This is a genomic window from Thermophilibacter gallinarum, from assembly GCF_014982725.1.
GTDB lineage: Bacteria > Actinomycetota > Coriobacteriia > Coriobacteriales > Atopobiaceae > Thermophilibacter > Thermophilibacter gallinarum.
Genome location: NZ_JADCJZ010000003.1, coordinates 304,417 through 319,303 on the forward strand (window position 1 = coordinate 304,417; position 14,887 = coordinate 319,303).

At 67.1% G+C, this 14,887-nt stretch carries 13 protein-coding genes, 1 tRNA gene and 1 pseudogene; 4 read left to right on the forward strand and 11 right to left on the reverse strand.

The genetic code is table 11. From position 1 onward, the window contains the following. The first annotated feature begins 266 nt into the window (after positions 1-266). On the forward strand, positions 267-782 hold the full coding sequence (locus INF26_RS08115) for an MATE family efflux transporter (protein ID WP_193530437.1): 516 nt from the start codon (positions 267-269) through the stop codon (positions 780-782). Continuing rightward, positions 779-1,021 (forward strand): annotated as a pseudogene (locus tag INF26_RS08665) (MATE family efflux transporter); the annotation flags it as partial. The gene INF26_RS08115 and the pseudogene INF26_RS08665, both read left to right, overlap by 4 nt. Before the next feature lie 213 nt (positions 1,022-1,234). On the opposite strand, the gene INF26_RS08120 reads toward INF26_RS08665, so the two are convergent. After that, positions 1,235-2,017 (reverse strand): class I SAM-dependent methyltransferase, encoded by a 783-nt coding sequence (locus tag INF26_RS08120; RefSeq protein ID WP_332307348.1) that lies wholly within the window; start codon positions 2,015-2,017, stop codon positions 1,235-1,237. Positions 2,018-2,138: 121 nt separating this feature from the next. After that, a complete protein-coding gene (locus tag INF26_RS08125; protein WP_193530438.1) occupies positions 2,139-4,826 on the reverse strand; it encodes a valine--tRNA ligase in 2,688 nt (895 codons plus the stop codon). Between the two features lie 338 nt (positions 4,827-5,164). Between INF26_RS08125 and INF26_RS08130 the strand changes: the two genes are divergently transcribed. Then, entirely contained in the window at positions 5,165-5,935 is a 771-nt protein-coding gene (locus tag INF26_RS08130; protein ID WP_193530439.1) for a TatD family hydrolase, read from the forward strand. Between the two features lie 60 nt (positions 5,936-5,995). Further along, on the forward strand, positions 5,996-7,120 hold the full coding sequence (locus INF26_RS08135) for a glycosyltransferase family 8 protein (protein ID WP_226371968.1): 1,125 nt from the start codon (positions 5,996-5,998) through the stop codon (positions 7,118-7,120). A 68-nt stretch (positions 7,121-7,188) separates the two neighbouring features. On the opposite strand, the gene clpX is transcribed toward INF26_RS08135, so the two are convergent. The 9 genes from clpX to INF26_RS08180 form a co-directional block, all read right to left on the reverse strand. Continuing rightward, positions 7,189-8,493: an ATP-dependent Clp protease ATP-binding subunit ClpX gene (gene clpX / locus INF26_RS08140; protein ID WP_193530440.1), complete on the reverse strand. Its 1,305-nt coding sequence runs from the start codon at positions 8,491-8,493 to the stop codon at positions 7,189-7,191. Between the two features lie 3 nt (positions 8,494-8,496). Continuing rightward, positions 8,497-9,114, reverse strand: a complete 618-nt coding sequence (locus INF26_RS08145) for an ATP-dependent Clp protease proteolytic subunit (RefSeq protein WP_193530441.1) — start codon at positions 9,112-9,114, stop codon at positions 8,497-8,499. A gap of 71 nt (positions 9,115-9,185) precedes the next feature. Continuing rightward, complete coding sequence (gene tig / locus INF26_RS08150) at positions 9,186-10,532, reverse strand: trigger factor (protein WP_193530442.1); 1,347 nt, start codon at positions 10,530-10,532, stop codon at positions 9,186-9,188. A gap of 51 nt (positions 10,533-10,583) precedes the next feature. Next, positions 10,584-10,670, reverse strand: a tRNA-Leu gene (locus tag INF26_RS08155). Positions 10,671-10,780: 110 nt separating this feature from the next. Beyond that, on the reverse strand, positions 10,781-11,098 hold the full coding sequence (locus INF26_RS08160) for a YbjQ family protein (RefSeq protein ID WP_193530443.1): 318 nt from the start codon (positions 11,096-11,098) through the stop codon (positions 10,781-10,783). A gap of 12 nt (positions 11,099-11,110) precedes the next feature. Further along, positions 11,111-12,127, reverse strand: coding sequence for a sensor histidine kinase (locus INF26_RS08165; RefSeq protein ID WP_226371969.1), 1,017 nt, complete (start codon positions 12,125-12,127; stop codon positions 11,111-11,113). Then, complete coding sequence (locus tag INF26_RS08170) at positions 12,124-12,945, reverse strand: hypothetical protein (RefSeq protein WP_193530444.1); 822 nt, start codon at positions 12,943-12,945, stop codon at positions 12,124-12,126. Before INF26_RS08170 ends, INF26_RS08165 begins: the two co-directional genes overlap by 4 nt. Further along, positions 12,942-13,742 carry a hypothetical protein gene (locus INF26_RS08175; protein ID WP_193530445.1) on the reverse strand — a complete coding sequence of 267 codons (801 nt, stop codon included), beginning with the start codon at positions 13,740-13,742 and terminating at the stop codon, positions 12,942-12,944. The genes INF26_RS08170 and INF26_RS08175 overlap by 4 nt, the downstream gene beginning before the upstream one ends. After that, positions 13,739-14,674 (reverse strand): ABC transporter ATP-binding protein, encoded by a 936-nt coding sequence (locus INF26_RS08180; RefSeq protein ID WP_193530446.1) that lies wholly within the window; start codon positions 14,672-14,674, stop codon positions 13,739-13,741. Before INF26_RS08180 ends, INF26_RS08175 begins: the two co-directional genes overlap by 4 nt. Between the last annotated feature and the right edge of the window lie 213 nt (positions 14,675-14,887).

Sequence of the window (14,887 nt, forward strand, 5' to 3'; positions counted from 1 at the left end):
GCAGGCAGATGGGCCGTTTTCGGTGCTTGGAGAATCGAGGTTGTTGTAGGGCGACACGATTCACATCACCTACAACCGCACCAGCAAGGAGCTCGAGCAGCTCTACCACACCTATGCGCGCCGCGCGGGCGTGTCGGACGCCGCGCTGTGGCTCCTGTACGTAATCCGCCTTGGCGGGGACAACCTCACCCAGGCGGCCATCTGTGCGGACCGGCACTATCCCCCGCAGACCATCAACTCCGCGCTCAAGCGACTCGAACCTCGCCATGCCGTTCGTGGTCATCAACTTTGCCGTGTCGGACCTCATCGGCGTGGGGTCGTCGGTCGTGATCACGCTTCTGCTCGGGCGCGGAGAGCGCCGGCAGGCTAACAACGCCTTCAGCTGCTCCGTCCTGCTCATCGTGGGGCTCGGCATCGCGCTGGGGGCGGCGCTCTTCGCCACGGCGCCGACCATCATGTCACTCATGGGCGCCACCGGAGAGCTCGCGGAGCTCGCCGTGAGCTACCTGCGCGTCTACGCGCTCTGGTCCCCGCCCACGACGCCCTTCTACGCCATGGACAACTACATGCGCATCTCGGGCTACCTCAAGGCCAACATGGCACTCTGCGTGCTCATGTCCGCGCTCGCGCTCGTGTTTGAGGTGCTCTTCCTCGGCGTGCTGGGCTGGGGCATCTGGGCGGCCGGGCTCGCCTGCAGCCTCGCCATCCTGTTCTGCCTTGTCCCGGAGCTTGTCCCCTTTGTGATGCGGCGCGCGACCCTCGCCTTCTGCCGCCCGCCGTGAGCTACAACTGGGGCGCCCGCCGCTACGGCCGCGTCCGTGCGCTCGAGAAGCGCTGCTTTGCCGCCGCAGCGGCCATCGGCACCGTGGCGGTGGCGGTGGTCGCGCTCTTCCCGGGCGCGCTCATCGCCCTCTTCATGCCTGACGCCGCGGGCGAGGTGCTCGCCCTTTCGCGCGGCGCGCTTGGCCTCTTCACCATCACGTACCTCTTCCGCTGGCTCTCCTTCGCCACGCAGAGCTACATGAACGGCATCGCCAAGCCGCTGCCGGCCTCAGTCATCTCCGTGAGCGCGGCGCTCGTCTTCCCGCTCGCGTGCATCGTCCGGATGCCGGGGCGCGCGAGCGGCGGCCTACAACGACCGCGAATTTCTAAGCGCCAGAAACAGGTCATCTACCTGCTATTTCTTAAGTTTCTGCAGGTAGAGTGCCGCTTAAGAAAGTCGAGTTGTTGCACATCAGGCCGTGGGCTTCTCAGCGCAGGTGGCCCAGAACGTGGGGATGCCCAGCTCGTGGAGACGGCCGGCGCCGTTCGTGTCCTCGTAGAGGTCCAGAATCCGAAAGCCTGCCTTGATCTGCCCGCGAATCTGCTCGTCCAGCGTGTGCGAGAACTGGACGCCCCACTCCGGTAGGTCCTTCTCGGGAATGAGTGAGGGGTCGCGGAGCGGGTTGAACGGCAGGCCGCGCACGACGCACTTCTCGTCGTCGTCCACGACGTAGTTGAATCCGTTGTCCAGCCCGGCGAGCAGACGGCCTCCCGGCGCCAGCACGCGGAAGCACTCGCGCCAGATGGGGAGCACCTCCTCGACGTAGCAGTTGGAGACCGGATGGAAGATGAGGTCGAAGGCGCCGTCGTCGAACGGCAACGGACGCGTCATGTCCGCACGCACCGCACGAATCTCGTAGCCCTCGCGCTCGGCGACCATGACCTCGGACGCGATCTGCGCCTCCGAGTAGTCGAGCACGGAACACTCACAGCCCATAGCAGCAAAGATCGGCATCTGCTGGCCACCGCCGGAGGCCAGGCCGAGCACGCGCTTTCCGCGCATCTCCTCGAAGAACCACTCACGCGGCACCACCCGCGTCGGCGTGAGCACCATCGACCAGTCGCCAGCAAGCGCCGCCAGGTAACGCTCGTGCGAGATGGGTGTCCCCCACTCCCACCCATCAGCCACCCACGCATCCACAACCTGCGCGTTCACTTCCGTATACGATTCGGCCTGGTTCTCCAGCGAGTTCACGTTCTCCCCCTTTGCGAGAATCGTAACGGAAAGGCCCGCCGACACTTCTCGGCCAGCGACTTTTGGGCGAAGCCCAATGAGCTGGCGAGAAGTACCGGCGGGCCGTCAGGTGCGTAAGAGCCTACGCGAAGTCAGATATCTGAGCCTTCAGCTGCTCGATAGTGGCAGTGAGCTCGGCGGCCTGGGCGCGCTTCTTCTCGATGACCTCGGGCGCCGCCTTGGCGACGAAGCCCTCGTTGGAAAGCGTGCGCTCCACGCCCGCGAGGTCCTTCTCGGCCTTGGCGAGCTCCTTGGCAAGGCGCGCGGACTCGGCGGCAAGGTCGACGAGGTCTCCAACGTGAACGAAGATCTCGAGCGAGCCGTCGGCCACGGAGACGCAGCCCTCGGGCTTCTGGGCGTCGTCGGCGGCAACGAACGCCCCCACGTGGCCCACGGAGCGCACGAAGCCCTCCTGGCCGGCGAGAACCGCCGCGTCCTCGGTGCCGCAGCGCACGCAGACGTCGAGCTCGGCGCGCGGCGAGAGGCGGTAGCGGGCGCGCGTGGACCGCACGCAGGAGATGACGCGCTTGGCGAGCTCGAAGTCCTTCTCGGCCTTCTCGTTCACGAACCCGGCGAAGCACTCGGGCTCCGGCCACGCGGCCACCATCAGGAACTCGGCGGAGTGGTCGTCCAGGCCGGACGCGGGCAGCTTGTCCCAGACGCTCTCGGTCACGAACGGCATCACCGGGTGCAGGAGGCGCATGCAGGTGTCCAGCACGAAGACGAGGTTGCGCTGGACCTGCAAGCGCTCGGCGGGCGCGCCGTCGAGCAGGCGGTTCTTGCAGAGCTCGATGTACCAGTCGCAGACGTCGCCCCAGAAGAAGCTCTGGATCTCGCGCGCGTAGTCGCCGAAGGCGTAGGTCTCCAGCTGCTCGGTGGCGTGCGCGACGGCGCGGGCAAGGCGCGACAGCATCCACGCGTCCTCGGGCGTGACGGCGGCCGGAGCGCCCGGCTCGTAGCCCTCGAGGTTCATCTGGACGAAGCGGCTCGCGTTCCAGATCTTGGTCACGAAGCCACGGGCCTGCTCGGTGCGCGGGCTGTCGATGAGCTTGTGCGTCTTCTTGTCGATGTTGGCGTCGAACTTGACGTCCTGGTTGTTGGTGATGAGCGTGAGGAGGTTGTAGCGCATGGCGTCGGCACCGTACTTCTCCATGAGCTCCATCGGGTCCACGCCGTTGCCCTTGGACTTGGACATGCGGCTGCCGTCCTTAGCCAGGATCGTGGCGTAGATGTAGACGTCGTGGAAGGGCACCTCATCGGTGAAGTAGAGCGAGCTCATGATCATGCGCGCCACCCAGAGCGCAATGATGTCGCGCGCGGTCACGAGGACCTTGGTGGGGTGGTGCTCTGCGAGCTCGGAGGTGTCGTCCGGCCAGCCCTGCGTGGCGAAGGTCCACAGCTGGCTCGAGAACCACGTGTCGAGCACGTCCTCGTCCTGGTGGACGTGGTGGCCGCCGCACTTGGGGCAGACGTCCGTGTCCTCCATGAGGGCGTCCTCCCAGCCGCAGTCCTCGCAGTAGAAGACCGGGATGCGGTGGCCCCACCAGAGCTGGCGGCTGATGCACCAGTCCTTGAGGTTGTCCATCCAGGTGAGGTAGGTCTGGGTCCAGCGCTCGGGGTGGAACTTGACCTCGCCGTCGCGCACGACCTGCGTGGCGCGCTCCTTGAGCTTGTCAACGGCGACGAACCACTGCTCGGAGAGCCAGGGCTCGAGCGCGGTGTTGCAGCGGTAGCAGTGCATGACGGAGTGGTCGAGCTCCTCGACCTTCTCGAGGAGGCCGTGCTCCTCGAACCACGCGACCACGGCCTCGCGGCACTGGTCACGGTTCATGCCGGAGAACTCGCCGTAGCCGTCCACCACGACGGCATGCTCGTCGAAGATGTTGATCTGCTCGAGGTCGTGCGCCTGGCCCATCGCGTAGTCGTTGGGGTCGTGCGCGGGCGTGACCTTGACGAAGCCCGTGCCAAAGCCGGCGTCGACGTGCCAGTCGGAGAAGATCGGAATCTCGCGGTCCACGATGGGCAGACGCACCATCTTGCCCACGAGCTTGGCCTTCTCGGGGTCCTGCGGGGAGACGGCCACGCCCGTGTCGCCGAGCATGGTCTCGGGGCGCGTGGTGGCCACGGTGATGTGATCGATGCCGTCGACGGGCTCAACGAGCGGGTACTGGAGGTACCAGAGGTGGCCCTTCTCGTCCTGGTACTCGGCCTCGTCGTCGGAGATGGCGGTACAGCAGCTCGGGCACCAGTTGACGATGCGCTTGCCGCGGTAGATGAGGCCGTCGTGGTACCAGTCGCAGAAGACCTTGCGCACGGCGCGGCTGAACTCGGGGCTCATCGTGAACTTCTCGTCGGAGAAGTCGATCGAGCAGCCCATGCGCTTGATCTGGGAGACGATCGTGCCGCCGTACTCGCGCGTCCAGTCCCAGCAGGCGTCGAGGAAGTTCTCGCGCCCAATCTCCAGACGGGAGACGCCCTCGCTCTTGAGCTTCTTGTCAACCTTGGTCTGCGTGGCGATGCCCGCGTGGTCCGTGCCCAGGATCCAGCGCGTGGAGCGGCCGCGCATGCGACTGTAGCGAACGTAGGTGTCCTGGATGGAGTCGTCCATCGCGTGGCCCATGTGCAGGATGCCCGTCACGTTGGGCGGCGGGATGACGACGGTGCAGTCCCCCACCCCCTTGGAGCGCTGGTAGCAGCCGGCGCTCATCCAGCGCTCGATGAGCTCGGGCTCGGCGGTCTGGGGGTCGTAGTTCTTGGGCATCTCTTCCACGGGGCATTCCTCTCCCGGTCGCGTGCATATCAGTCCAACAGGATAGCACGGGGCAGGCGCTCCGAGGCCAGTCCTCGACATCGGGGACGGGCTTCGCAAAATGTCAGTTCGTGCTACATTTCCCTCGAGCCGAAACCAAAACCGGCGCTCGTGCAACGTCCATTTTGCCCTGATGCTGAATTATGTTTCGTTTTTGATTTCGTCAACTGGGCATCTCCGGTTCGGGGCGTACGGGGGCGGCCCCGCGGGGTAAATTCGTGTTGCACGAGGGCGCGTTTTGGTTCTGGGAAGGCGTCAATGTTGCACGAAGGCCCGTTTTGGCAGGAGGATGCCCCGACATGAACTCGCGAAACTGGAATCTGGTCGACGCGCACTGCCACCTGGGATGGTTTGCCGCACCTGCAGACGTTGCGCGCGCGGCGGCGGAGGCGGGTCTCGCACTCCTCGCTGTCACGGTGACACCGGCGGAGTTCCGCTCACAGCAGGGCGTCTTGGCGAGCGAGAAGAACGTGCGGCTCGCCGCCGGGCTGCACCCCTGGTGGGTCCGCGACCCGAATGACGCCGAGGCGCTGGTCGAAGCCCTTACCGAGACGCGCTTCGTCGGGGAGGTCGGGCTCGACGCCTCCCAGCGCCATGCGGGGACGTGGGATGCGCAGGTGGCGGCGTTCGAGCGCATATGCGCCGCGTGCGCGGAGGCGAGCGGCCCCGAGGCGCCCAAGGTGCTCTCCATCCACGCGGTGCGCGCCACCGACGCCGCCCTCGATGTGCTCGAACGCACCGGCGCCGCCGAACGCTGCCGCTGCATCCTCCACTGGTTCTCCGGCTCCTCCGACGAGCTCTGGCGCGCGGCACGGCTCGGCTGCTGGTTCTCCCTCGGCGAGCGTTCGCTCGCAACGAGGCGCGGGCGGGAGTACGCCCGGGTCCTTCCCCTCGACCGCCTGCTGCTGGAGACGGACCTCCCGGAGGCCGAGCACGCCCGCACCGACGTCCCCGCCCTTGCGGTCTCTCTGGGGCGGGCCCTTGACGCGGCGGCCGCCGCACGCGGCATCGACCCGGAGGAAGTGCGCAGAGTCTCCGTAGACAATGCGACGGCCCTTCTCGACGTTTGAGGGCCGACGCGGCGCATGGTAGAGTTTATGAGGCCCGGAACGCGCCCGAACAGAGGTCACATGAAGCCGCTGCGCAAGACCACGCACGTGAGAAACCCGCTCTCCTCGACGATGCTCGCCAGCACGTCGGGAGACCTCGACCTGCCCCTTGACGACGTCGTCATCGTCTTCGCGTGCAGCGAGAACTTCGTCCCGTACCTCTCCGTGGCAATCCAGTCCATCGTGGACAACGCCAGCGCCTCGCGTCGCTACGACATCATCGTGCTCACGCGCAACATCTCGCCCGCGAGCATGATCACGCTCACGCGCCAGACCAAGGCCGACAACGTGGGCATCGGCTTCCTCGACGTCGACGCGGCGCTCGGTGACATCGAGCTCCCCCACCACGGGCACTTCCGCCCCGAGACGTACTTCCGCCTGCTCGCCCCGCAGCTCCTGCCCAACGTGGACAAGGCGATCTACCTCGACTCCGACCTCATCGTGGACGATGATGTCGCCGGGCTCTACGACGTGGACGTCACCGGCTACCCGCTGGCGGCCACGCGCGACGCCGACACGATCGGCCAGATCGAGGGCTACGACACGACCGTGGGGCCCTACCTCAAGAACGAGCTCGGCATGAGCGACCCGCACGATTACTTCCAGGCGGGCGTTCTGCTCATGAACCTGGCGGAGCTGCGCCGGACCATAACGCCCGAGGAGTTCCTCGACCTCTCCACGCAGCGCATGTGGCGATGGCTGGACCAAGACGTCCTCAACAAGGTGGTCGACGGCAACTACGTGCGCGTGCACATGCGCTGGAACTACCTCATGGACTGGCAGCACCTCCGCCGCACCCACATCATCGCCAACGCCCCCGCCGACGTGCGCGCCGAGTACGAGGAGGCGGCCGCCGACCCCGCGATCATCCACTTCGCCGGGCCGGACAACCGCCCCTGGCTCTACCCCGACGCCGACCGCGCCGACCTCTTCTGGCACTACGCCATGCGCTCGCCCTACCTTGACGAGATCAGGGGCCAGCTCGAGGAGTCGCGTGCCTCTGCCGCCGGCCTCGCCAAGCGCCTCCAGGTCATCGCGATCTACAAGGGCATCATGCCGGCCTTCGACAAGGTGTGCCCCGCCGGCTCGCGCCGCCGCGACGCCGTCATCCGCTCCTACATGGCCCTCGGCGGCTCCAACCTCTAACGAGAAGGGACGCCGCCCGGAGGCGACGTCCCCGTCTGGACACGTGCTGGCGAGAAGGGCCCATGACCCTAGGCCACGTGATGCTTCCCGTGGGCCTTGGAGACGATGCGCGGCGGCACGCCGCCCCCGACGCTGTCCTTGGTGACGACGACCTTGGTGATGTCGAGGTCGCTCGGCAGGTCGAACATCGTGTCCTGCAGCGTTGCCTCGCAGATGGCGCGCAGGCCGCGGGCACCCGTGCCACGGGCGATGGCCTGGCGCGCGATCTCGGTGAGCGCGTCGTCCTCGAAGACCAGGTCGACGCCCTCGAGCTCGAACATGCGGCGGTACTGCTTGACGAGCGCGTTGCGCGGCTGGGTGAGGATGGAGACGAGGTCCTCCTCGGTGAGCTCGCGCGTCGCCGTGATGACCGGGATGCGACCGAGGAACTCGGGAATCATGCCGAACTTGTGCAGGTCCTGGGGCATGACCTGCTCCATGAGGTAGTCCTCGTCCTTCTCGGCGCTCTTGCCCACCTCGGCGGCAAATCCGATGCCCTTCTTGCCGATGCGGTCGGCCACGATCTTGTCCAGGCCGACGAAGGCGCCGCCGCAGATGAAGAGGATGTTGGTGGTGTCGATGTGAATGAGCTCCTGCTGGGGGTGCTTGCGACCGCCCTGCGGGGGCACGCTGGCCTCGGTGCCCTCGAGGATCTTGAGGAGTGCCTGCTGCACGCCCTCGCCCGAGACGTCGCGCGTGATGGAGAGGTTCTCGGCCTTGCGGGCGATCTTGTCGATCTCGTCCACGTAGACGATGCCCACCTGCGCGCGCTCGACGTCGCCGTCTGCCGCGGTGATGAGCTTGAGCAGGATGTTCTCGACGTCCTCGCCGACGTAGCCGGCCTCGGTGAGGGTGGTGGCGTCCGCGATGGCGAACGGGACCTCGAGGAAGCGCGCGAGCGTCTGCGCGAGCAGCGTCTTGCCCGTGCCGGTGGGGCCCAGCAGCAGGATGTTGCTCTTGGCGATCTCGACCTCCTCGGCACCCTCCTCGACCTCGTCGTTTCCGGAGAGGATGCGACGGTAGTGGTTGTAGACGGCCACGCTCATCGCACGCTTGGCCTGCTCCTGACCCATGACGTACTGCGAGAGCTCGTCGTAGATCTCGTGCGGCGTCGGGAGGTTCTTGATGGGCGGCTCGCCCTCGTCAGCCGCGTCCGGCGCGCCGGCCTCGCGGGCGAGGTCGACCTCGTCGATCATGTCGGAGCACGCGTGCACGCACTCGTCGCAGATGTAGGCGCCGCCGGGTCCGGCGATGAGCTTGCTCACCTGGCTGCGGGTCTTGCCGCAGAAGGAGCAGCGCACCTCGCCGCCGAGCGTGTCCATGTCCTGGGCCATTCGCTACTCCTGGGTCTGCTCGGTGCGAGAGGTGATGACGCGGTCCACGAGACCGTACGCGCAGGCCTCGGAGGCGCGCATGTAGTTGTCGCGCTCGGTGTCCGCGTTGACCTTCTCGATGGGCTGGCCGGTCGCCTCGGAGAGAATCTCGTTCAGGCGCTGGCGAATCCAGCGGGTCTCGTCGGCGACGATCTGGATGTCGGTCTGCTGGCCGGAGACGCCCGAGCTCGGCTGGTGGATGAGGACCATCGAGTTGGGGAGCGCCAGGCGCTTGCCCTTGGCGCCGCAGGCGAGGATGGCGGCGCCCATGGAGGCGGCCATGCCCACGCAGATGGTGGAGACGTCCGGCTTGATGAAGTTCATCGTGTCGATGATGCCGAGGCCGGCGTAGACGTCACCGCCCGGCGAGTCGATGTAGAGGGCGATGTCCTTGTCGGGGTCCTGGCTCTCCAGGTGGAGGAGCTGCGCGATCACGAGGTTGGCGGAGTCGCGCGTCACCTCCTCGCCGAGAAAGACGATGCGGTCGTTGAGCAGGCGCGAGTAGATGTCGTAGCTGCGCTCGCCGCGCGGCGTCTGCTCGACGACGTAGGGGATGAGGGGGATGTTGGTGGGCTGGTGCATGTGATCTCCGTTTCTTGTGCGTGCGCCCCGGGCAGTGGTGCCCGGGGCGTCAGGAGACAGGTGTGGCGAGCTTACTCGGCGTCGGCCTTGTCAGCGGCGGCGGCGCGCTCGGCGACCTCGTCGACGATGTTCACCTTGGCGTTCTCGACGAGCCAGTCGAGGGCCTTGGTGCGACGGATGGAGTCGCGGATGGCGGGCAGACGGCCCTCGGAGCGCCACTGCTCGACGGAGGCGTCGACGTCCTCGACGCCGGCCTTCTCGAACTCGGCGCGGACGTCGTCCTCGGTGGCCTCGACGCCGAGCTTGGCGGCGAGGGCGTCGAGCGCGAGGGACTGACGCGCGCGCTCCTCGGCCTGGACGCGGAGGTCGGCCAGGAAGTCGTCGGTCTTCACGCCGCGGGCGCGCAGGTACATGTCGAGGCTGACGTTCTGGCGCTGGAGCTGGGCGAGGAACTCGGAGGCGAGCTCGTTGAAGATCTCGTTCTGATAGGCCTCGGGAACGGCCTCGAGCTTGAGGGCCTTGCCGAGGGCCTCGACGACGCGGTCCTCCTTGAGGTTGGGGAGCGTCGTCTTCTTGTCGGCCTCGACCTCCTCCTTGACGGCGGCGCGGAAGGCGGCCACGTCGTCGTAGCCATACTTCTTGGCGATCTCGTCGTCGAGCTCGGGGGTGACGGCCTTCTTGATGCCGTTCAGCGTGACCTTGACGGAGAAGGTGTGGGAGTGCTCCTCGCCCTCGTGCTCGTGGGTGCGGGTCCACTCGATGGCCTTCTCCTCGCCCTTCTTCATCCCGACGATGCCCTCCTGGAGCTGGTCGGGGATCTGCTGGCCGTCAAGCGCGAGCAGGCGGTTCTTGCCGGCGAGGTGACCGGCACCCTCGACGTTCTCGACGTCGACGGAGACAATGTCACCGTTCTCGACGGCACGCTCCTCCTCGACGTCCTCGTAGGTCATCTGGTAGCTGAGGAGCTGGTTGACCTGCCAGTCAATCTCGGCCTCGGTGGCCTCCTCGGGCGGCATGTTGATCTCGGGGGCGTCGTAGCTCTCGAGCTCGCAGGACGGGCGCACGCCGATGGTGGCGGTCACGACGTAGTCGGCGCCCTCGACGGCGAGCTCGGGGTCGGCGCCCTCGGCGCCGAAGTCCACGCGGCCGACCGGGGTGACGTCGAGCTCCTCGAGCATGAGGGGCTCGGCGGCGTTGAGGAGGTCGTTGGTGGCCTGGGCGAGCACGGCCTCGCGGCCCATGATGCCGTCGATCACCGGGCGCGGCGCGTGGCCGCGACGGAAGCCCTGGAAGTTGTACTTCTTGGCGATGTCCTTGTACGTCCGCTTGACGGCGGCGTCGACCTCGGCGGCGGGGATGGTGAGGGTGGCAGCCATCTTCTCGTCGGACGGCTTCTCGGCGGTGACGGTGATCTTCAACGTTCCTCCAGTGTCTTCGATGGCGGGCCTGCCCCGCCAGTTTTCCCAAGCTGGTGCGGGCGAAAGGACTCGAACCTTCATGGGGTCACCCCCACTGGAACCTAAATCCAGCGTGTCTACCAGTTCCACCACGCCCGCGGATTTCACAGCCTTATGAGTGTAGCAAACTTCTACAGGATACCCTCGTCTCGGCAGATATTTCACGCAGGCGAGAAGGACCGGGCACCGCGGGCCGCCGTCGGCCAACGTCACGCGCGGCGCAGGCGGACCGCCGTGCCGGAGCAGCAGGTCATGATCATGCCCTCGAAGGTCTCGTAGCCGATGGAGGCACCCACGACGGCGTCCGCCCCGAGCGCCTCCGCACGCTGCTGCATCTCGGCTAGGACCTCGTTTCTCGCCTGCTGGAGCTCCTCCTCGTAGCCGGCCGAGCGTCCACCGAAGACGTTGCGGATCCCCGCGCCGAGGTCGCGGAACATGTTGATGCCGCTTACCGCCTCGCCGGTGACGATGCCGAGGTAGTCGACGATCTGGTGACCCTCGACGGAGTTGGTGGTTGTGACGATCATGGATGTCTCCTCTCAGACGGTGCTCATGACGAGCGTGATGGTGAGGGTTCCGTCCGCCACGCGCGCGGAGAGCTCCATCCCCTGGGCGGTGGCGAGCTCGGCGGCGACGGACAGGCCGAGGCCCGAGCCCTGCGTCGCGCGTGAGGCGTCGGCCTGATAGAAGCGCTCGAAGAGGCGATCGGCGTCGATCGAGCCGGGTTCGGCAACGGGGTTGGCAAAGTCCGCGAGCACGCGGCTCTTCTCGGTCGGGCGGACCGTCACCGAGAGCGTCCCCGACCCGTGTCGCAGCGCGTTGACCACGAGGTTCTCCACGATGCGCGCGAGCGCCTCGGCGTCAGCCTCGACCATGACGTCCTCGCATTCCAGCGCAGGCTCCCAGCCACGCCCCTCGAACTCCGGGTAGTGGCCGAGAAGGACCTGCTCCAAGAGCGGTCGCAGGGCGACGGATCCCAGCTCGAAAGGGGTGTCGGGGTCGGCGGCGCGGGCATACGAGAAGAGCTCGTCCAGGAGGCCCGCCATCGCGGCGAGCCGTGCGTCGGCGGCTGCGAGCTGGGCGCCCCTGCGCGCCGGGTCCTCTTCCTCTCGCGCCAGCTGCAGATAGCCGCGCGCACCGGTGAGCGGCGTCCGCACGTCGTGGGAGAGCGCGGAGAGGCCGCGCGAGAACTCGTCCGCGGAGCGCAGGGCCTCCACGCGCTCCGCGTCGGAGGCGGCGAGCTCAGCGTTCACGGAGTCGACCAGGGAGACCATGCCCGGCAGACGGCTGCTGGTCGTGAGGCGCGCGTTGCTCGCACGGTCACGGGCAGTCAGAAAGCGCGCCTGGCGACCCAGCTCGGTTGCATAGCAGGCGACGACGAAGACCGCCCCCATGGCCAGGCCCAGCGCCAGCATCGCCGTAAGCATGATTGCATCAGCCATGTGAAACCTCTCCACGACGCCGGCCCACCACTCCATCCTAGAGCTTGCGAGCAGCCAGTCTACGAGCGGCTCCAGCCAGCGGTAGAGCTGCTCGAGGAACGCCTCGCGCATCATGCAACATCGCGCCTCGTGCCAGCGAGGATGCCGAGCGTGCCACACGCGAGGCAGAGCGGGACGCCGACGATGAGCGCGCGGACAGCCGGGGCGAAGCCGGTCGCATCCACGGCGAGCATGTCCGCGGCGCCGTTGCCGACCGCGGCCATGGTGACGTAGGGCGCCCAGGCGAGGGCGGCCTCGAGCGCAGGGCCCCAGTCCAGGCCAAACGCGTTGCTCACGAGCAGGAGGAAGGAGAAGAAGCCCTGTTCCACGGCACCCGAGAGCAGCAGGAACGCGACGATAAATGCAATTGCCCGACTGCGTGTGAGCTGTCCGACCAGCAGCACGACGAGCGCGTAGACGCACGCCGCGAGCCAGCCCTCCCCTGCCCACGCCGCGACCTGCCAGAACGGCTCGACGTTCTCCACGGAACGCAAGGTCACAAGGACGCCAAGCCCGCTGAACACGAGATAGGCAAGCAGGAGAGTGCCCGAGAGGGTAACCGTGAGCAGGTACTTTTCGGCAAAGTACGCGACGCGACCGCGCATCGACGAGAGAAGCGTACGGTCAAAGCCGGAATCGGAGTCCGCGCAGGAGAGATGCGCGGCAACGAAGGGGGCGATCGTCGACACGAGCGCGATCGAGGCTCCCCGCCCGGCGAGGCGCAGGGCGCCCGCGCGCCCGGTGAGACCGTCGTAGACGACGCCGGGCTCGAGCGGCCACCAGATGGTGAGTACGACGCTGCCCAGGGTGGCAAGCGCGACGAGGGCGAGCACAACCCACGACCAGCGGGCGTGCAGGGTGCGGTGGAGGTCGGACTTGAGCAGTGCCATCATGCGACATCCCTCCTCGAGACGAGCAGCGCGTCGACGGCGGTGACGGCAACGGTAAGCGGCAGGCAGACGATGAGCGCGCGAACGGCGCCGGACAGATGCGCGGCATTGTCCGACGAGAGCAGCGTGACGGCACCCTGACCGACGATGCCAACGATCTGCGACGGCAGCCAGGGGGCGACGGCCGAGGAGAAGTCAAGGAAGTTGCCGCCGGCAAGGTAGCAGAGGGCGTCGATACCTATGACGATGCCGCCCTCGAGCAGGCCTCCGGCAGCGAGAACGGCAAACACCGTGGTCACGCCCTCGTTGCGCGTGAGTTGGGCCACGAGCACCGTGAGCGCGACGTAGGGCGCGGCGCAGAGCCATGTGCAGCCGAGCCAGGCCGCCACCTGCCACGCGGGCTCGAGGTCTGCCACCGGGACCCCGGAGACCGGCAGGGCGAGAAGCCCCACCACAAACACGAACACGATCAGGACGGCAGCGAGCAGCAACGAGAAGACGCACTTCTCAGCAAACCAGACCATGCGGGCGCGCTCACCAAGAGATGAGAGGATCGAGCGGGAAAACCCTATGTCGGTCCGGTCGCAGCACACAATGCTCGCCATGGCCGCAGCGAGCATCTGAACACCCGTCATGGCGAGCGCCGAGTTGGTGAGGTCGTCGTAGCGGACGGGTCCCATGCTGGTCCAACGCATCATGAGGGCTGGCGCAAGCAGGAGAAACGCCACGATGGCGACCACGCCCCAAATCCAGCGCGAGTGCAGGACGCGATAGGCGTCCGAGCGGAGCAGGGCGATCATCGGGCGCCACCGTCCTTCTCGCCGTCTGCGCCGCCCATGAGCTCGACGAAGTACTCCTCGATGTCGCGCTCCTGCTGGGCGAGCTCACGAACCTCGATGCCAGAGGAGAAGCATGCAGCGCTCACTTCCTCGAGCGCGACGCCCGTGACCACGAGCGCGCCGTCGGGCTCCACGCGGAAGGTCGCCTGCGGGAGCGCCTGCTCGAGGAGTGCCAGCCCACGCTCTGGCTGCGCCAGACGGACGCGCACGGAACTGCCGCAGCGCTCGTGGAGCTCGGCGTCGGTGAACTCTGCCGCGAGATGGCCATCCGCAATCACGCCAAAGCGCGTGGCAACGCGGTCGAGCTGGTCCAACACATGGCTGGAGATCATGATCGTGACGCCGTGCTCATGGTTGAGGCGAACGAGCGCAAGACGCATGGCACGCGTGGCCTCGGGGTCGAGGCCGTTGAAGGGCTCGTCCAGGAGCAGCAGGTCGGGGCTGCCCACGAGCGCGAGCGCCAGGCCCAGGCGCTGCTTCATGCCGAGCGAGTAGGCCTTCACGCGGCGGTGGTCGGTCGGGTCGAGGCCCACGAGGCCGAGCAGGTCGTCCGCAACCTGCCCCGCATGCGTCAGGCCGAGCGCGAGCGCCTTGGCGACGAGGTTGTCGCGCGCAGTGAGGCTGGCGAGCACGCCCGGGCTCTCGATGAGGGCGCCGATGCGGGAGAAGCCCTGCGGCGTGGCACCGCCGCGCTCCGGGTCGCCGAAGAGGACGACCTCACCCGCGGTGGGGCGTGCCAGGCCGCAGACCATCTTCATCGTGGTGGACTTGCCCGATCCGTTCTTGCCCACGAAGCCGTAGATGTCGCCGGCGGCGACGGTCATGTCCAGGTTGTCCACGGCCAGCTTGCGACGGTAGCGCTTGGTGAGGCCGTGCGTCTCTATGACGTTCACGCTCGCTCCTTTCTAGAGGCTGCGCACCATGATGACGGGAAGACCTTTAGAATCCGTGAGCCAAATCTAAAGAAAGCTTGAGGAAGCCGTCTGCAAAACGGCCGTTCGTGATGAATGATTCGACCGAGAGCTGCAAAACAGCCGCTCGTGATGAGAAAAACGTGACGCAATAGAGCCTCGCGCAGTTCTTCGCGGTTCATAATCCCAGTTGAG